Here is an 18017-nt window from a genome sequence, read left to right on the forward strand (position 1 = left end):
GCGTCCAAGAGAGTCGGATACATAAGAGCACCTCTGGGCAGGATGAGCAGAAGGGAGAAAAAGTCCAAATGCTTACCAGCCCTTGCTGTAACTGGTGATGCAACCAATTATCAGGGAGATAAACCTATTTAATCCCTGCTATTTGTAATAAAATAACGGCCAAACTACATAACTGAGAAGCGCTCATGTCTACCATTGGTCGAATTCACTCTTTCGAATCTTGTGGCACTGTTGATGGCCCAGGAATCCGCTTTATTGTCTTCCTGCAAGGGTGCCTGTTCCGCTGCAAGTATTGTCATAACCGAGACACTTGGGATACCCATACGGGTCGTGAAGTCACGGTTGAGGAAATCATCAAAGAAGCGAAATCTTATCGCCATTTTATGAACGCTTCTGGTGGCGGCATCACCTGCTCTGGTGGGGAAGCCATGCTGCAACCCGAATTTGTTCGTGACTTATTCCGCGCCGCGAAAGCCGAAGGTATTCATACCTGTTTAGACACCAATGGCTACGTACGTAAATTCACACCTGTGATTGATGAAGTGTTAGAAGTGACTGATTTGGTGATGCTCGATATCAAACAGATGGATGATGAAATTCACCAAGATTTGATTGGCGTGTCTAACAAACGTACCTTAGATTTTGCGCGCTACCTGCATCAAATTGGTCAAAAAACTTGGTTGCGTTACGTGGTAGTTCCAGGTTACACCGATGATGAAGCTTCCGCACATCAACTGGGTGAATTTATTAAAGACATGGAAAACATAGAGAAGATTGAGTTGCTGCCTTACCACAAACTTGGCGCGCACAAATGGGAAGCCATGGGTGAAGAATATCCACTGGAAGGAGTGAATCCACCAAGCAAAGAAACCATGGATAAAGTCGTCGCAATCCTTGAGCAGTATCACTCAAACGTAAAATATTGATTCATCCTCTTGGCGTTATCGTAAAAAATACCAACCTCGGGTTGGTATTTTTTTAGGTAACGCAATTGGAACTCGCACAAATCGCTTCAACCATCATTCTCTTCATCGTGTTGTTCTGGGTAAGAAAAGATACCCAACACGCGCTGTGGCCAAAGTTTCGGGATGACAAATCATTCCAACATCTCACCTACTTTGTAATGTTGGGCCTCTTTCTGCTTTGGTCAGCACAAGCCAGTGTCAAAGAAGGATTGAGCATTCATTTTCTCGCCTTAACCACACTGACTATGATGTATGGTTGGCGCAGCGCTTTTATTCTCACCCTGCCGGTCAGCGCCGCCCTCGCACTGTTTGGCAAAGTAAGTTTTGCCGCTTTACCCGAATATCTGCTGCTGTCGAGTTTGCTGCCAATCTTGATCAGTTACTCAGTTTTTGCATTAAGCTATCACTACCTACCGAGAAACATCTTCGTGTTTATATTTGTAGCTGGCTTTTTTAATGCCGGCGTTACTGGCAGTTTGCATCTGTTGCTTAACTCCCTTTATATCTGGCAACTAGGGACTTATGACTGGACCACAATCACCGATAACTATTTGATTTTTGTTCCGCTACTCGCCTTCCCCGAAGGCCTACTGAATGGCATGGCACTCGCCATTTTGGCCATATTCCGCCCTGAGTGGCTGCGCGTTTTTTCCGATCGCGATTATTTGTACAACCACTATCATCATTAAGCATGCTGTTTTTTTGTGCTTTCACTATTAAAACCGTGTTGAGATCATGTTTCACTCTGCACCAATGCTGTTAACCTTAAATCAGCAAAATAATAACTCTGATTTGAAGTGAGGCTTTACATGGAAATGACCAACGCTCAGCGTTTGATCCTATCGAACCAATATTTCCTTATGTCACAACTCGACCCTAATAACGCAAACAAATACAAGCGCTTACAAACAATTGTTGAGCGTGGCTATGAGCTACACATGCGTGAACTGAACCGCGAGTTTGGCTGCCTGCCTGAAACCGAGTGTCGTGAAATCATCGACATCATGGAGATGTACCATGCGATGCAAGAATCCAACCGAATGCTGGACGATGCTGCACGCAAAGATGTAGACCAACGCCGTTTGACATTCCTAGGCTTTGATATGGCGACCGAAGCACAGTTGGTCAATTACGTCCGTTTCTTAGTGGACTCTGAAGGTCTCTATCCTCAGTTTGATAAAGGCGAACACCATTTCAACAGCCAAATGCCGATGTTGGTAAAATATCGCCGTATGCTGACCACTTGGCGCAACTGCCCACGCCAATACCATCTATCAGGCAATGAATTGCGTCAAATCATGAACGCTTAGTATCTATCTCTTTTCTATCCGTACAAAAAGCTGGCCTCGGTCAGCTTTTTGTTTTGCCTTTATTGCCTCTTTCAGCACCTACTTTGTTATTCCCCCTCTCCTATTTAGCCGAAATCACGAAATTGAAATTTATCCATAATTGTTAAGCAAAAGAGTGAATTACGGACTAGGCTTAAATTGTTAGGGAATTGTATACAGCGGTTGTATGTCGTCATGACATTTTCAAAGGGGAAACAACTATGAGTATTTTTGAACACTTTCAGGCACGCTATGAAGCCGCCAAGGATGAAGAGCTATCCATTCAGGACTTTCTGGCTCTGTGTAAAGAAAACAAAAGTGCTTATGCCAATGCCGCAGAGCGCTTGTTACTGGCTATCGGTGAACCCGAGATGATTGATACATCCAAACACTCGCGCCTTAGCCGTATTTTTTCCAACCGAGTGATTGCTCGTTATAAAACTTTCGAAGATTTTTATGGCATGGAAGAGGCCATAGAACAGATCGTCGCTTACCTCAAGCATGCAGCGCAAGGCTTGGAAGAGCGCAAACAGATTCTCTATTTACTCGGCCCAGTGGGCGGTGGTAAATCTTCACTGGCAGAAAAGCTCAAAGCATTGATGCAACAAATGCCCATTTATGTGTTATCAGCCAATGGTCAACGCAGCCCTGTTAATGATCATCCCTTCTGTCTATTTGATGTGAATGAAGATGGTGAACTGCTTAAACAAGAATATGGCATTGACCGTCGTTACTTGCGTTCCATCATGTCACCTTGGGCCGCCAAACGCCTGCATGAATTTGGCGGTGACATCACTAAGTTCAAAGTAGTGAAAGTACGCCCATCTATTTTGGATCAAATCGCGGTCGCCAAAACTGAACCGGGTGATGAAAACAACCAAGATATTTCGTCTCTGGTCGGTAAAGTCGATATCCGTAAACTCGAACACTTTTCACAAGATGACCCAGATGCCTACAGCTACTCCGGTGCGCTATGCCGCGCCAACCAAGGTTTGATGGAATTCGTGGAAATGTTCAAAGCACCGATTAAAGTGCTACACCCACTGTTAACGGCCACCCAAGAGGGTAACTATAACGGCACCGAAGGACTCTCTGCTTTACCGTTTGATGGGATGATCCTCGCCCACTCCAACGAATCTGAATGGCAGACTTTCCGTAACAACAAAAACAACGAAGCGTTCCTAGACCGGGTTTACATTGTCAAAGTACCTTACTGTTTGCGCGTTTCAGAAGAGGTCAAAATCTACCAAAAACTGCTGGATCACAGTGAGCTCTCCAAGGCCCCTTGTGCCCCAAGCACACTCGATCTGCTGGCGCAATTTAGCGTGCTGTCACGCCTGAAAGTGCCAGAAAACTCTTCCTTATTCTCAAAAATGCGCGTCTATGATGGTGAAACACTCAAAGATACCGATCCAAAAGCCAAAAGTTATCAAGAGTACCGTGATTACGCAGGCGTTGACGAAGGCATGTCTGGGCTTTCCACCCGCTTCGCGTTCAAAATCCTGTCTCGCGTATTCAACTTCGATCACTCAGAAGTCGCTGCGAACCCAGTGCATCTGTTCTACGTTATTGAACAGCAAGTCGAGCGTGAGCAATTTCCACAAGAAACCGCCGATCGCTACTATGAGTTCCTCAAAGGCTATTTAATCCCACGCTATGTCGAATTCATTGGCAAAGAGATCCAAACCGCTTACCTAGAGTCTTACTCTGAGTACGGTCAGAATATTTTTGACCGCTACGTCACCTACGCCGACTTCTGGATTCAAGATCAAGAGTATCGCGATCCAGAAACGGGCCAACTGTTTGACCGCTCTGCACTCAACAGTGAACTGGAGAAAATTGAGAAAACTGCGGGGATCAGCAATCCAAAAGATTTCCGTAATGAAATCGTTAACTTCGTACTTCGTGCACGTGCCAACAACAATGGCCAAAACCCAGTGTGGACCAGTTACGAGAAATTGCGCACTGTGATTGAGAAAAAGATGTTCTCCAATACTGAAGATCTGCTTCCAGTCATCTCCTTTAACGCTAAGACCTCATCCGACGATCAGAAGAAACACGATGACTTCGTCGCTCGTATGATGGAAAAAGGATACACCGAAAAACAAGTCCGCTTGCTGTCTGAGTGGTACTTGCGAGTACGTAAATCCTCATAGTGTGTATGCCGTGTAATGGTCGGTGGTAGTGCAACTACCGCCACCTACGGTTACCTACCCCACAGAATCGCTGTTGGGCTGTAGGTCACCCCCTCAACAAACTCGCGTTCGAGTTTGAGGTGATGTCATTAGGGAGAGGCTCATGGCGCAATTTATCGACAGAAGGCTAAACGGCAAAAATAAAAGCACCGTCAACCGACAACGCTTTTTACGCCGTTACAAAGAGCAGATTAAAGAGTCGGTTGCGGATGCCGTTAACCGCCGCTCAATCACTAATACCGAGTCTGGAGAAGATGTTTCGATTCCAACTCGTGACATTAAAGAGCCGATGTTTCATCAAGGCAAAGGCGGTGTGCGTGAACGTGTGCATCCGGGCAATGACCAGTTTATTCGTGGCGATAAAATCGATCGCCCTAAAGGTGGTCAAGGCAGCGGCGGCTCAGGTGAAGGTGAGGCCAGTGCCGATGGTGAAGGCAGCGATGATTTCGTATTCCAAATTTCCAAAGATGAATACCTCGATATTCTGTTTGAAGATTTGGCGCTACCCAATCTTAAAAAAAACCAAGTTAACAAAATCACCGAATGGAAAACCCATCGTGCGGGTTTTCAAACCTCAGGTGTGCCCTCCAATATTTCTGTGGTGCGTTCACTGCAGCAATCTTTAGCGCGCCGCACGGCGATGACCGCTGGTAAACGCCGTTTGATGAGTGAGTTGGAAGAGGAACTCGAACGTATTCAGCGCAGCGAACCACCACAAATCATGGAAGAGATGCGCATCAAGCAAGAGATTGAAGAGCTACGCAATAAAATCGATAGCGTGCCCTTTATCGACACCTTTGATTTGCGCTTCAAAAACTACGAAAAGCGCCCGATTCCCTCCAGTCAGGCAGTGATGTTCTGCTTAATGGATGTTTCTGGGTCTATGGATCAACCCACCAAAGATATTGCGAAGCGTTTTTATGTATTGCTCTATCTATTCCTAACTCGCACCTATGAAAATGTAGAAGTGGTGTTTATCCGTCACCATACCCAAGCTAAGGAAGTGAATGAACACGACTTTTTCTATTCACAAGAAACCGGCGGCACCATAGTTTCCAGTGCACTCAAGCTGATGCATGAAATTATTGAAGCTCGCTACCCACTCGGTGAGTGGAACATCTATGGCGCGCAAGCCTCTGATGGGGATAACTGGGCAGATGATTCACCCCGCTGCAAAGAGTTACTCTCTAACAAGCTGCTGCCCTATTGCCAATACTATGCCTATATCGAAATCACGCGTCGCTCACACCAAACGTTGTGGCACGAATATGAAAAATTACAGGCCTCCTTCGATAACTTCGCGATGAAGAACATCCGCAGTGTTGAAGATATTTTCCCTGTGTTTAGGGAGCTATTCCAAAAGGAAAATGCGTAGGGAGATTGTGAGATGACTACCAAAGCCAAAGCCGCACCTAAGCGTAAAGCAACGAACAGTAAGCGACTGCCCGATGGCCCAGATTGGACGTTTGAACTGATCGAGCGCTACCACCAAGAAATCCGTCGCGTGGCAGAGCTTTATCGTTTGGACACTTACCCAAACCAGATTGAGATCATCACCTCAGAGCAGATGATGGATGCCTATTCCAGCATCGGTATGCCGATCAACTACAACCACTGGTCGTTTGGTAAAAAATTCATCCAAACCGAGCAAACCTACAAACATGGCCAGATGGGGTTGGCATACGAGATTGTGATTAACTCCGATCCTTGTATCGCCTATCTGATGGAAGAAAACACCGTAACCATGCAAGCCCTGGTGATGGCGCATGCCTGTTACGGCCACAACTCCTTCTTCAAAGGCAACTATCTATTCCAAACCTGGACAGATGCCAGCTCGATCATCGATTACCTGCTGTTTGCCAAAAACTACATTGCCGAGTGTGAACAAAAATTTGGCGTGAACGAAGTGGAAAAGCTGCTCGACTCCTGCCATGCCTTAATGAATTACGGAGTTGACCGTTATAAACGTCCCGAAAAAATCTCGATTGCCGAAGAGAAAGCGCGGCAAGAAGAGCGCGAAGCTTATCTGCAATCGCAAGTGAATGCCTTATGGCGAACCGTGCCGAAAAAGGCCGTAGAGCAAGAGAAGCAACGCCGCTTCCCGAGTGAACCACAAGAAAATATTCTCTATTTTATTGAGAAACACGCCCCTTTGCTGGAGCCTTGGCAGCGTGAAATCGTGCGTATTGTGCGTAAAGTCAGCCAGTATTTTTATCCACAAAAGCAGACGCAAGTCATGAACGAAGGATGGGCGACGTTTTGGCACTACACCATACTCAACCATCTTTATGATGAAGGCTTACTCAGCGACAAGTTCATGCTGGAGTTTTTGCACAGTCACACCAGCGTTGTGGCACAGCCGCCCTACAACAGCCGTTATTTCAGTGGCATTAACCCTTATGCACTCGGTTTTGCCATGTTCCGTGATATTAAGCGGATCTGCGAAGAGCCGACCGAGGAAGATAAAGAGTGGTTCCCTGAATTGGTGGGGTCAAACTGGTTGGATGCAGTGCATTTTGCAATGCGTAACTTTAAAGACGAAAGCTTTATCAGCCAATATCTGTCACCTAAGCTGATCCGCGACTTTAAGTTCTTTGCGATCTGCGATGATGATAGAAAAAATCACATTGAAATCAGTGCTATTCACGATGATCTCGGATATCAACAAATCCGCGAGAAACTCGCGGCGCAATACAATCTCAGTAATCTTGAACCCAACATTCAAGTGTATAGCGTTGATGTTCGAGGCGACCGTTCGTTAACCTTGCAGTATGTACCACACGATCGTATTCCGTTAGATCCAAGCTACGAGGAGGTGCTGAAACACTTGCACCGTCTATGGGGTTTTGAAGTCAAACTGGAGGAGGTCAAAGACACAGGAAGAAGAGAGATCCTCGCAACCTGCCCCAAAAAGAACGACTCGGAAAGTCGAATCTAAGTACTGGGGCTGCAATACAACATCCCTAACACTTAATAAAAAAGCTCCTGCAAAGGAGCTTTTTTCTGCTTAGCTGATTTTTTCTACTTAGCTGAAAGATAACTACTGCGCACGCTCAGCCACGATGCGTCGCACCACTTCCAAATCTTCTGGCGTGTCCACCCCTGCTGGCGGTGCTTCTAGCGCAACCGCAACATGGATTTTCTCACCATGCCACAACACACGAAGTTGCTCTAAACATTCAATCTTTTCAAGCTGGCTTGGCTGCCAATCCAGATAAGTGTTGATAAAGCCTGCGCGGTAGGCATAGATGCCGATATGGCGCAGCAAAGGCTGAACGATAGCTTTATCGGCTTTGGCGAAGTTATCACGATCCCAAGGAATCGTGGCACGACTGAAGTACAGCGCATAACCGTTTTTATCGGTGATCACTTTTACCGCATTCGGGTTGAATACTTCCGCTTCATCGGTAATTTCCACCGCCAACGTTGCCATCGGCGCGCTGCATGCCGCTAAATTATCCGCGACTTGGCGAATAATCGCCGGTGGGATCAAAGGCTCATCACCCTGCACATTCACCACAATGTGATCGGCGGGAATCGCCATTTTCGCCACCACTTCCGCCAGACGTTCTGTGCCGGATTGATGATTCGGTGACGTCATACACACCACACCACCGAAGGCTTGAACCGCTTGTTCAACACGCTCATCATCGGTTGCAATGATCACGCGGTCAGCTCCCGCTTGCATGGCTTGTTCATATACCCACTGAATCATTGGCTTGCCGCCAATGTCGGCGAGAGGCTTACCCGGTAAGCGCGTGGATTGGTAACGCGCAGGGATCACGACAGTAAATGACATTAGCGTCCCTCATCCATGCTCATGCTACGAGCTTCCGGCTCTAAAAGCACAGGAATGCCTTCTTTGATGGGATAAGCCAGACGATCCAACTTACAAATCAGCTCTTGGCGATCTTTATCGTAAGTCAGCTTACCTTTACATACTGGGCAAGCGACGATTTCAAGCAGACGGTGATCCATACGATTCCATTACCTCTTTAATTTTGTCCACAATACGCTGCTCCGCTTCTGGAGCAAACTGAGCTGAAACGGGAAGATACCACCAATTTGGCTGGGCAAACTCAGCGCATTTTACGGCATCTTTTTCTGTCATGATCAGATGATCGCCTTGCTGCGCCAGTTGATTCAACTGAGCAGCATCAAAGGCTTGATGATCGGCAAAACCTTGGCAGTGAACTAAATCGGCATTGAGTTCACGCAAGGTATTAAAAAATCGGGAAGGATGTCCAATCCCTGCGATGGCGCACAAGCGAGTGAGCTTACTCACTGCACAGCGTTCACCCGTCTTAAGATTCACCGCATCCGTCGGTTGCAGATGCATTGCGATTTCATTGGTCTTTGCCACGCCACCATTAGTGATAATGAAATCGACTTCATCGAGTCGGCTGACAGGTTCACGCAGAGGACCTAAAGGGAGCAATTGCTGGTTACCGAAACGGCGAACGCCATCCACTACTGCAATTTCAATATCACGCTGCAGCGCATAGTGCTGCAAGCCATCATCCGTAATGATGATGTTGACCCCGTGCTCAAGCAGCGCTTTTACCGCTTGGCTGCGTACAGGATCGACCGCTACAGGCGCTTTGGTACGCTGAAAAATGAGTTTCGGCTCATCACCGCAATGCTGAGCTGGCGTTTGCTCATTCACCACGAGCGGATAGCTGGGCGCTTTAGCGCCATAACCACGTGAAACGACCCCGGGACAATAGCCAAGGTTTTGCAGCGTTTCCACCAGCCAAACCACAACAGGGGTTTTGCCATTACCACCGGCTGTAATGTTACCCACCACGACCACGGGTAAGGGTGCACGATAGGAGGGTTTGTCGCCCGTTTGATATGCTTTACGCCGTGAGCGGCTGATGACACCAAACAGTACGCTGAATGGCCACAACAGTGGCCATAACAGATAACCTAATGGATGGCGGTGAAACCAGATCTTTTCTATCACCACTATTCACCAAACTGGATGCGATGAAGCTGAGCGTATGCGCCATCTTGCGCCAACAAATCGGCATGGCGACCACGCTCAATGATTTCACCTTCATCAACCACAAGAATTTCATCTGCTTGTTCGATGGTAGATAAACGGTGCGCAATGACCAGCACGGTTTTGTTTTTCTGCAGCTCATCTAACGCCGCTTGAATGGCACGCTCCGATTCAGTATCCAGTGCTGAGGTCGCTTCATCAAGGATCAGCACAGGTGCATCGCGCAGCAATGCGCGAGCAATCGCCACTCGCTGACGCTGACCGCCAGATAAACTGGTGCCATTCTCACCGATCACGGTATCCAAACCTTGCGGCATGTTTTCAATAAACTCCATCGCATGGGCTTGACGTGCGGCTTGCTCAATCTGCTCGCGGGTGTATTCACCTTCGGCAGCGTAAGCGATGTTATTGGCGATGGTGTCGTTAAACAGATGTACGTTTTGCGAAACCAAGGCAAAGTGACGACGCAGATTGGTCAGCTTGTAATCACGCACATCGTGCCCATCAAGACAGATCGATCCACTGTCGACATCATAGAAACGAGTAAACAGGTTCGCGATGGTTGATTTTCCAGAACCAGAACGGCCGACCAGTGCTACTGTTTTTCCTGGTGGAATTGAGAATGAGACATGGGATAACGCAGGTTTTTCTTTGCCTTGGTAGGTGAAAGTTACGTCTTTCACTTCCACTTCACCGTTGGCGCGATCTGCTTCATATTTGCCATTATCGCGCTCGGTTTCGAGATCCATCAAACCAAACAAGGTTTGGCAAGCGGCCATGCCACGCTGGAATTCCGACGTTACGCTGGTCAAAGCTTTCAGCGGACGCATTAGGCCAAACATGGCTGAGAACACCACAGTAAATGTACCCGGAGTCAACTCAGCGCGAATCGAATCGACACTGGCTAAAAAGAGCACCGCAAACAGGGCAAGTGAGGCAATCATTTGAATCACGGGATCTGCAATCGACTGCGCCGATACCAGCTTCATGGTTTGTTGGCGCATGCTGTTACTGACTTTGTCAAAGCGTTTGCGTTCGACCTCTTGACCGCCGTAGCTCAGAACCACTTTATGGCCCTTGAGCATCTGCTCTGCCGATGAAGTCACATGCCCCATCGCCGTTTGCATGTTGCGCGAAATCTTGCGAAAACGCTTAGAAACAAAGCCAATCGCAAAGGCCACCACTGGTGCAACTACGATCAATACCAAAGAGAGTTGCCAACTATTCCAAAACATCAAGGTGAGCAAGCCAATAATGCTCGCCCCTTCACGCACAATACTGACTAATGCGCGACTGGTTGCCCCTGCCACTTGTTCAGAGTCGTATGTGATGCGTGATAATAAGCCGCCCGTTGACTCTTGGTCGAAAAAACGCACGGGCATGTGCATGAAATGGTTAAATAGACGGCGACGCATCTGCATCACCACGTTACCGGAAACCCAGCTCAAACAGTAAGAAGAGGCAAACCCACTTAAACCACGCACAAACATGAGCCCTAAAATCATAAACGGCAGAATGCGCAAGAAGTTGGATTCAGCATTACCAAAACCTTCATCCAATAAAGGTTTTAGTAAAGAAATCATATAGGTATCAGCAGCGGCATTAATAACTAAGGCTATAGTTGAAACCACCAAGCCCGCTTTGTATAAGCGGATATAAGTCCACAGACGCTTAAAGGTCTGCCAGTTAGATTCGTCAGAGTGCAATGACATAAAGAAGCTTTTCTGATTATAAAATTGCGCTCATTCTACTCCTTTACGCAGCATCTGCCTATACCAAGGCTGCCAGCCAAGGCTACGTTGGGTAAACCAATCCAGCTGATCTGGATAGAAAAAGAGGCTAATTTGCCCAGCTTGTCCAGTATCTAGCCACTCAACTTGCTGAGCTTGATAACGTGCCACGACTTGCGGATTAGGCAAGTTCCAGCGGTTATCTTTCGCCACAGAAGCAATCGCAAGTTTGGGATTCACTTGGGCAATAAACTCTGCAGTGGACGACGTTTTACTGCCGTGGTGCGGTACGATCATCACCTCACTTTGCAGTTGCACTCCGTCGCGAGCAAGCAGCCACTCCCCCATAGCCGTGACATCCCCGGAGAGCAGTACAGAATGGTTAGATTGAGTATCAGTCATACGAATCACACACGAATGCGGGTTGTACGCTCGGCTAACCGCTTGTGGTGGCCATAACACCGTAAAATGGAGAGATTGCCACTGCCAGCTTTCACCACGGATACAAGGCATAAACTCTGTCCCGAGTTGGCTAGCGCGAATCCAATCGGGTTGCCAGCGCTCAGCTAAACCTTGCCAATCACCCGCATGATCATTATCAAGATGACTTAAAATCACTCCATCGACCTGGCGTAGCCCTCGCTGCTGTAGCATAGGCTCAATCACACTTTGCACATAGCTGCCTCCCGGCCAACTGCTGCCTGTATCGTAGACTATCGCTCGCTCATCTTGCTCAATCACAATCGCCAAGCCATGTCCAACATCCAGCACATCCATTCGCCAAAGCGGAGTGATAGAGGGAAACCACCACCATAAGCCAATCATACCCAACAATAAGCTGCAGGCTTTTAGGCTCATAAATCGATAAAGCAAGAGGATGGCCACACTCGCTGCGACCACACCTTGTACTTTGCTGGGTACCACCCACCAGCCTACATCGGCAAACTGCAAAGCCCAATCGAGCGGTAAAAACGTCCAATCCAACCAAGGCCAGTAAGCGGCGGCCGCACTGGGCCATACCACCATAAGTAATAGGCCCAAAAACAAAGCTGGGACAATCACCAACGAAAACCAAGGAATAAACACCAAATTGTACAGAACTGCCGTTACGCTTAAGCCACCGAAAAAATAGGCTGTGACCGGGGCCATTAAACAGACGAGAAACACCTGTGCCCAGAGCAGAGCTTTCCACCACACCTGACGCTGGCTTTGACTGGCTAATTGGTAGAGAACAATCGCGACCGCCAAAAACGACATCCAGAAACTGTTTGAAAGTGAGGTGAAGGGTGACCAAACCAAGACAGCAACCAAGGTGAGTAAAATCCGCTTTAGTGCAGAAAGAGGAAAAGCCAACATGACCAACGCCACATTAAGTAAACACATGATCAATGCACGCTGAGTGGGTAACGTAAATCCGGCCAGCCAAGCGTAGAACACCGCCAGTAAAGCCCCACACACAAAAGGAGACCAAAGTAACTTAGCATGAAGACGCATCATGCCGAGCCCGAGAAAATAACCCACGCTAAAAGCGATACCAATGTGCAGCCCCGAAATCGCCACTAAATGAATTAAGCCACTATTGCGTAAGGCTCGCCACTCTTGCTCATCAATACCGTTTCGCTCGCCAAACGTCAGGGCTAAAATAATCCCTTGAAAAGGGCTATTTAGCGTCAATGTAACAAGCTTTTGCTGCAAGCTTGACCTAAAGTCTTCTTGAGGTGAAATTGTGTATGGTGTATTGGCCTTAACGCTCACCCTAGCGATGACAGATTGAGCCATATAATGAGCTTCTGCATCAAAACCGATTTCATTGAGCCGACCAATAACCGGATTTACTGTCGCTGAAAATTCGAATAGATCATTCGGCTGCAAAAGAATAGGGGTAGTTAAGCGTACTCGAGGTAGAAACAATGTGCCCAAGCTTTGGCCATTGACCTCATAAATTAAGGCAAATCCTTCATGAGCATAACGGGTTTGCCTAAAAAAGCTGTCGGCACGGCCTTTTATGATAATATCTGGCCCTGCTTGATAGAGCACATTGGATTGATCTCGTATAAGGTTGCCTTGCAGCACAATGATTAGTATGGCAACCACGAAGCCAAGGAATTTACGGCCAGCCCGGTGATAACCGAGCAAACCAATAAAAATAAGGCATAACCAAGCCCAACCCCAGCTCGGCATCCAAGGCCAATAAGGGGCAGACAGCACGGTGATCGAAAAAGAGATAAACGACCAGTAATTCGACAAGAGAGTCATAATCCCGTATGCCAAGAAAATTCATTAAACGGTTTATGCCTGACCACGATGTGATCAAACGCCAAAAAGCGCTGCGCGTGTTTGGTAATGTGCTGTATAACCCAAACCTATGGTGCTTAAACCGCCGCTCTGCCGCTGGCGCGTTTGCGGTCGGTCTGTTTATGGCCTTTGTGCCACTGCCCAGCCAAATGATCATGGCTGCTGGCCTAGCCATCATGCTTGGTGTCAATCTACCGCTCTCCATCGCTCTGGTATGGATCACCAACCCAATCACTATGCCAGTGATATTCTATTTCACTTACAAAGTCGGTGCATGGTTGATGGGTACTCCCGCTCAATCCTTCCACTTTGAGCTCACTTGGGAATTTTTACTCAATCAGATGAGCACCATTGGGCCGCCGTTCTTACTCGGCTGTGCATTTTGCGCGGTGTTGGCATCGTTAATTGGTTACTTTGGCATTCGCGGTTTGTGGCGTTACTCAGTTGTACGCAGTTGGCAAAAACGCCGCACCAGTAAAATGCCGGAGAATCTGCCTTAACGCATCTTATGCACTCACGATTGCAAGAGAGTTGCGAACAAGCGCAGCTTAAACAATGCAAACCCTGTTTACTCAGCATGAAAAAAGGACCCGAAGGTCCTTTTTTGTTTGATGTTATTTACTACTCAACACTTGCGCAGGATTAAGTCGGCTTGCACGCCGCGCGGGGTACCAAGTCGCCAGCAAACTCAGCACAATCGCCGTCCCTGAAACCAGCAGTACATCTGCCCACTCAACCTGTGAAGGAAGAAAATCAACGAAATAGATATCACCGGATAAAAATTGATGGCCGATCAGATGTTCTAACCCTTTGATCAAAGTCGTTAAATTAAAGGCGACAACCACACCCAATACACTGCCGACCACACTACCCAGAACCCCAGAAAACACGCCTTGCCAGACGAAAATACGTTTGATCAAGCCATCGGTCGCGCCCATGGTGCGCAAAATAGCGATTTCGCCTGCGCGATCTTTTACCGCCATCATCAGAGTCGAGACGATGTTAAAGCTCGCGACTCCAATCACCAGTACCATCACTAAATACATAATAGTGCGCACCAACTGAATATCGCGATACAAAAAACCGTACTTTTGCTGCCAACTGTGCAGATAGACGTATTCGCTCAGTTGATTACCCACATCACGTACAATCTTCGTTGCTTGCAGCACATCCGCCACCTTAACGGAGATACCGGTAACACCACTACCTAAGTGAGCATAAGCTTGGGCATCTTCTAGCGGCAGTAGCGCTAAGCTGTGATCAATCTGCCCGTTCAGTGCCAATAAGCCGCTGACTTTCACGCGTACCCGCTTCGGCGCTTGAACCTTGTCACCACTGGTGGCACTTGGGATCATCAAGGTAATGAAATCACCAACCTGCACGCCTAATTTCTCCGCAACGCCTTGGCCTAAAATCACCTGCTGCTGGCCGGGGCGAAACTCTTGCCACGCCTGTGCGGTAATAAACAGCGACAAGCGTGATACGGCTTGTTCACGCTGCGGATCCACACCGCGCACTTCAATCGCTTTAAGCTGAGTGCCACTTTCGGCAAGTGCTGTGATCTTCACATATGGCGCTGCCGCGACAATTTGTGGGTGACGCGCGGCTTGCGCCATTAAATCAGGCCAGCGTTCGACAGGTCCGCGCACGCCCTCAAATTCCCCATGTGGGATAACTGACAGAACACGGGTTTGCAATTCACGCTCAAAACCATTCATCGCCGAAAGGCCGATGATGATCACCGCCACCCCAACCGCAATCCCAATCGTGGACGACAGCGAAATAAACGACACCATTTTGTTGCGTTGTTTAGCGCGACTAAAGCGTCCGCCAATAAACAGAGCGAGAGAGGAAAACACTTAAGCCCCCGTGATATCGGTTAGCAGCCCATCTTTCATGTGCATGTGACGATCCATTTTCGCCGCCAACTCGCCATCGTGAGTGACCACCAAAAAGGCGGTACCGGATTCGCGGTTCAACTCACGCATCAAATCGTAAATAGACAGCGCCGTTTTATGGTCCAGATTGCCCGTCGGTTCATCGGCCAGCACCAAATCTGGTTTATTGACTAACGCGCGAGCAATGGCGACTCGTTGTCTTTCGCCGCCTGATAATTCCGATGGACGATGCGCCACGCGATGGCCTAAACCCACTCGCTCAAGCAGGCTCTGCGCCTTCGCTTTGGCTTTCGCCACATTCATGCCACCGATCAAGAGCGGCATCGCCACATTTTCTAAAGCAGAAAAATCCGCCAGCAAATGGTGAAACTGATAAACAAATCCCAAGTGCTGATTGCGGATCTTCGCTTGCTTATTCGAACTTAACCGATGCAAAAACTGGCCAAGAAACTCCACTTGCCCTTCACTGGCGTCATCCAGTGCACCCAAAATATGCAGCAAGGTACTCTTGCCTGAGCCAGAGGAGCCGATGATTGAGACCAACTCACCGCGTTTTAGCTCAAAACTCACCCCTTTAAGAACCTGAGTTTGCAACTCCCCTTCTTGATAGGTTTTGCAAACCTGATGACAACGTAAAAGGTTATTCATAACGTAACGCCTCAGCGGGTTGAACAGAAGATGCGCGATAGGCTGGAAACAGCGTTGCCAACAGGCTTAATACAATCGCAAGAACAATAACGAGGACAATCTGCAGCGGATCAATCGCCACTGGCAAACTGCCACCCACCGAAAAAAGGGCAACACCTAAAGCTTCCATCAGGCTATTTAAATTGGCCGCCAACAGCACGCCAAGTAAACCACCAACCAACGCACCAATCACCCCGCTGCTGGCGCCTTGTACCATGAAAATCGCCAGCACATGTTGTGACTGCATGCCTTGGGTTTTTAAAATCGCCACTTCGGCTTGCTTCTCCATCACCACCATGATCAGTGCAGAAATAATATTAAACGCGGCCACCCCAACGATAAGTCCGAGCATCAGCCCCATCATGTTCTTTTCCATACGTACCGCTTGAAACAGTTCACCGCGCTGCTCACGCCAGTCGCTCCATTGCCAATCTTGCGGCAATGGCTGTTCGGCAAGCTGACTGACCACAAACGGGTCATCAAAAAATAACCGCCAACCTGAAATGGTCTGCGCATCATAGCGCAATAGCTTGGCCGCATCGCGCAGATGGGTCACCATGAGTTGCCCATCCACATCCGAACCGGTATTAAAAATTCCCGCTACCGTAAAGTTTCGCTGACTGGGCAAACGGCCCAAAGGCGTAAATTGGCTCGCTTCTGTCACCATCAAACGCACTTTATCACCCACGGTGACATTCAAACTGCGCGCAAGAAGATGCCCAAGGAAGAGTTGATACTCGCCCGCTTGCAAAGCCGTTACCCGCCCCGCAATCAGGTGTTGCTCAATCGGATCATTTTGTTGTGGCTCGATACCAATCAGCAACCCCGCGGCCAGTTGCGAGGCACTTTGCACCACCGCTTCACTGCGCACTAAAGGCTCTGGTGGGCGCTGAGTCGATAATGCCGTGACAAAATCTGGGGGCGTTGCGCTGAGGGTGGTTTTGCCTGCAGCTTCGGTGACGACCGCTTGAGGTAACACCCCAAGAATGCGTGACTTAAGCTGCGCCTCAAAACCGTTCATCACCGATAAGACAGTAACCAGCGACATCACACCGATCGTGATCCCCGCCGTCGACATATAAGAGACAAAGCGGCTAAAACGATCCCCTGAGCGGCCGCGCAGATAGCGCAAACCAATAAAAGCCGAAATCGGATGAAACATAAATCCAACCATAGGAAGAGAATGGCGTTAATGTAGCGAGAATCCCTGCGCGGTTGTAGTTTTTCTTTATCAAATCTGTGTAAGAGAACGTTTATTTCACACCCATAACAAGGACATACCTTGATTAGTTACTGCTTATGACGATAATCAACACAGATGTGAGAAGGAACCCTCTATGAATGACCAAGAATTCTTTACTGTTCACCACGCGCTAACCATCAATGTGGAGCCGTTGGCGGAGCATTTCACCCTACCTTCTCATGAGATTTTTGAAGCAGAGATCCCCGCGCCATTTGTGGTCGCCAGCGAATTTAGCCAGTTGGAACAACTCAGTGATAGCGCGCGCATGGAGCTGAAAAACAGCGAATTTAAAAGCGTATTGCAACTGCTTGAAGCGCAAAATGCCAAACTCAATCTGCTACTGACCTTCATGTTGTCGCAGCAAAATGATGCACAGCATCGCAGCAGCACAACCCGTTTTGGTGCCAGCCAACTGACCTATTTGGCCAAATCGCCACTGCAGATTGGACAAAAAGTGCGGGTAAAACTGTTTTTGGAATACCCTCCCGCTGCGATTTACTGCTACGCCAGTGTGATGCAATGCCAGCAAGAGCCTGAACACACCTTAGTGACACTCAAATACGATCTGCTGCGCGATGTGGATCAGGATTTGCTGATCAAAGCCGCTCTCAACCAACAGCAGCGCCTGCTGCGTCAACGCTCACTAGACCGAGAAAAACCTCAAGCGTGAC

Annotated in this window: 16 protein-coding genes; 8 read left to right on the forward strand and 8 right to left on the reverse strand. The window is 48.2% G+C overall.

All coding sequences use genetic code 11. From position 1 onward, the window contains the following. The first annotated feature begins 185 nt into the window (after positions 1-185). The 6 genes from pflA (at position 186) to R4537_RS13470 (ending at position 7426) form a co-directional block, all read left to right on the forward strand. Positions 186-926, forward strand: coding sequence for a pyruvate formate lyase 1-activating protein (gene pflA / locus R4537_RS13445; RefSeq protein WP_000103943.1), 741 nt, complete (start codon positions 186-188; stop codon positions 924-926). Between the two features lie 65 nt (positions 927-991). Next, positions 992-1654: an energy-coupling factor ABC transporter permease gene (locus tag R4537_RS13450; protein ID WP_071178440.1), complete on the forward strand. Its 663-nt coding sequence runs from the start codon at positions 992-994 to the stop codon at positions 1652-1654. 120 nt (positions 1655-1774) lie between these two features. Further along, the gene (locus R4537_RS13455) at positions 1775-2275 is read left to right on the forward strand and encodes a YfbU family protein (RefSeq protein ID WP_000426108.1); all 501 of its coding nucleotides are present in this window, start codon (positions 1775-1777) and stop codon (positions 2273-2275) included. A gap of 239 nt (positions 2276-2514) precedes the next feature. Continuing rightward, positions 2515-4449, forward strand: coding sequence for a PrkA family serine protein kinase (locus R4537_RS13460; RefSeq protein ID WP_000021517.1), 1935 nt, complete (start codon positions 2515-2517; stop codon positions 4447-4449). Between the two features lie 142 nt (positions 4450-4591). Next, positions 4592-5863 (forward strand): YeaH/YhbH family protein, encoded by a 1272-nt coding sequence (locus R4537_RS13465; protein ID WP_029627336.1) that lies wholly within the window; start codon positions 4592-4594, stop codon positions 5861-5863. A 12-nt stretch (positions 5864-5875) separates the two neighbouring features. Continuing rightward, positions 5876-7426, forward strand: coding sequence for a SpoVR family protein (locus R4537_RS13470; RefSeq protein ID WP_071178441.1), 1551 nt, complete (start codon positions 5876-5878; stop codon positions 7424-7426). Between the two features lie 102 nt (positions 7427-7528). Here R4537_RS13470 and kdsB read toward each other — a convergent pair whose 3' ends face one another. Genes kdsB through R4537_RS13495 form a run of 5 tightly spaced genes read right to left on the reverse strand, consistent with a single transcriptional unit; the run spans position 7529 to position 13365 of the window. Beyond that, positions 7529-8287, reverse strand: coding sequence for a 3-deoxy-manno-octulosonate cytidylyltransferase (gene kdsB / locus R4537_RS13475; protein WP_071178442.1), 759 nt, complete (start codon positions 8285-8287; stop codon positions 7529-7531). Further along, entirely contained in the window at positions 8287-8466 is a 180-nt protein-coding gene (locus tag R4537_RS13480) for a Trm112 family protein (protein ID WP_000350068.1), read from the reverse strand. The genes kdsB and R4537_RS13480 overlap by 1 nt, the downstream gene beginning before the upstream one ends. Further along, complete coding sequence (gene lpxK, locus R4537_RS13485; protein WP_071178586.1) at positions 8447-9454, reverse strand: tetraacyldisaccharide 4'-kinase; 1008 nt, start codon at positions 9452-9454, stop codon at positions 8447-8449. Before lpxK ends, R4537_RS13480 begins: the two co-directional genes overlap by 20 nt. 2 nt (positions 9455-9456) lie before the next feature. Beyond that, on the reverse strand, positions 9457-11205 hold the full coding sequence (msbA, locus tag R4537_RS13490) for a lipid A ABC transporter ATP-binding protein/permease MsbA (protein WP_071178443.1): 1749 nt from the start codon (positions 11203-11205) through the stop codon (positions 9457-9459). A gap of 30 nt (positions 11206-11235) precedes the next feature. After that, positions 11236-13365, reverse strand: coding sequence for a DNA internalization-related competence protein ComEC/Rec2 (locus tag R4537_RS13495; protein ID WP_071178587.1), 2130 nt, complete (start codon positions 13363-13365; stop codon positions 11236-11238). 122 nt (positions 13366-13487) lie between these two features. Here R4537_RS13495 and R4537_RS13500 point away from each other — a divergent pair, with 122 nt between their 5' ends. After that, the gene (locus R4537_RS13500; RefSeq protein ID WP_071178444.1) at positions 13488-14018 is read left to right on the forward strand and encodes a DUF2062 domain-containing protein; all 531 of its coding nucleotides are present in this window, start codon (positions 13488-13490) and stop codon (positions 14016-14018) included. A 114-nt stretch (positions 14019-14132) separates the two neighbouring features. Here the strand turns inward: R4537_RS13500 and lolE are convergent, their stop codons facing one another. From lolE to lolC, 3 genes are read right to left on the reverse strand one after another with little or no spacing between them, the layout of a single operon-like run. After that, complete coding sequence (lolE, locus tag R4537_RS13505; RefSeq protein ID WP_071178445.1) at positions 14133-15377, reverse strand: lipoprotein-releasing ABC transporter permease subunit LolE; 1245 nt, start codon at positions 15375-15377, stop codon at positions 14133-14135. Continuing rightward, complete coding sequence (gene lolD, locus R4537_RS13510; protein ID WP_071178446.1) at positions 15378-16064, reverse strand: lipoprotein-releasing ABC transporter ATP-binding protein LolD; 687 nt, start codon at positions 16062-16064, stop codon at positions 15378-15380. It lies immediately after the preceding gene. Then, on the reverse strand, positions 16057-17265 hold the full coding sequence (gene lolC, locus R4537_RS13515) for a lipoprotein-releasing ABC transporter permease subunit LolC (RefSeq protein WP_000468903.1): 1209 nt from the start codon (positions 17263-17265) through the stop codon (positions 16057-16059). Before lolC ends, lolD begins: the two co-directional genes overlap by 8 nt. A 175-nt stretch (positions 17266-17440) precedes the next feature. Between lolC and R4537_RS13520 the strand changes: the two genes are divergently transcribed. Beyond that, positions 17441-18016 (forward strand): PilZ domain-containing protein, encoded by a 576-nt coding sequence (locus R4537_RS13520; RefSeq protein WP_071178447.1) that lies wholly within the window; start codon positions 17441-17443, stop codon positions 18014-18016. Position 18017: the final 1 nt, after the last annotated feature.

Source organism: Vibrio paracholerae (assembly GCF_037672085.1).
GTDB classification, from domain to species: domain Bacteria; phylum Pseudomonadota; class Gammaproteobacteria; order Enterobacterales; family Vibrionaceae; genus Vibrio; species Vibrio cholerae.

What these genes read in the sequence shown, in the direction of transcription:
- R4537_RS13520 (WP_071178447.1), top strand. Translation starts at nt 17,441, where the DNA reads ATGAATGACCAAGAATTCTTTACTGTTCACCACGCGCTAACCATCAAT.
- R4537_RS13470 (WP_071178441.1), top strand. Translation starts at nt 5,876, where the DNA reads ATGACTACCAAAGCCAAAGCCGCACCTAAGCGTAAAGCAACGAACAGT.
- R4537_RS13480 (WP_000350068.1), bottom strand. Translation starts at nt 8,466, where the DNA reads ATGGATCACCGTCTGCTTGAAATCGTCGCTTGCCCAGTATGTAAAGGT.
- lolC (WP_000468903.1), bottom strand. Translation starts at nt 17,265, where the DNA reads ATGTTTCATCCGATTTCGGCTTTTATTGGTTTGCGCTATCTGCGCGGC.
- R4537_RS13500 (WP_071178444.1), top strand. Translation starts at nt 13,488, where the DNA reads ATGCCAAGAAAATTCATTAAACGGTTTATGCCTGACCACGATGTGATC.
- msbA (WP_071178443.1), bottom strand. Translation starts at nt 11,205, where the DNA reads ATGTCATTGCACTCTGACGAATCTAACTGGCAGACCTTTAAGCGTCTG.
- lolD (WP_071178446.1), bottom strand. Translation starts at nt 16,064, where the DNA reads ATGAATAACCTTTTACGTTGTCATCAGGTTTGCAAAACCTATCAAGAA.
- R4537_RS13465 (WP_029627336.1), top strand. Translation starts at nt 4,592, where the DNA reads ATGGCGCAATTTATCGACAGAAGGCTAAACGGCAAAAATAAAAGCACC.
- pflA (WP_000103943.1), top strand. Translation starts at nt 186, where the DNA reads ATGTCTACCATTGGTCGAATTCACTCTTTCGAATCTTGTGGCACTGTT.
- R4537_RS13460 (WP_000021517.1), top strand. Translation starts at nt 2,515, where the DNA reads ATGAGTATTTTTGAACACTTTCAGGCACGCTATGAAGCCGCCAAGGAT.
- R4537_RS13455 (WP_000426108.1), top strand. Translation starts at nt 1,775, where the DNA reads ATGGAAATGACCAACGCTCAGCGTTTGATCCTATCGAACCAATATTTC.
- kdsB (WP_071178442.1), bottom strand. Translation starts at nt 8,287, where the DNA reads ATGTCATTTACTGTCGTGATCCCTGCGCGTTACCAATCCACGCGCTTA.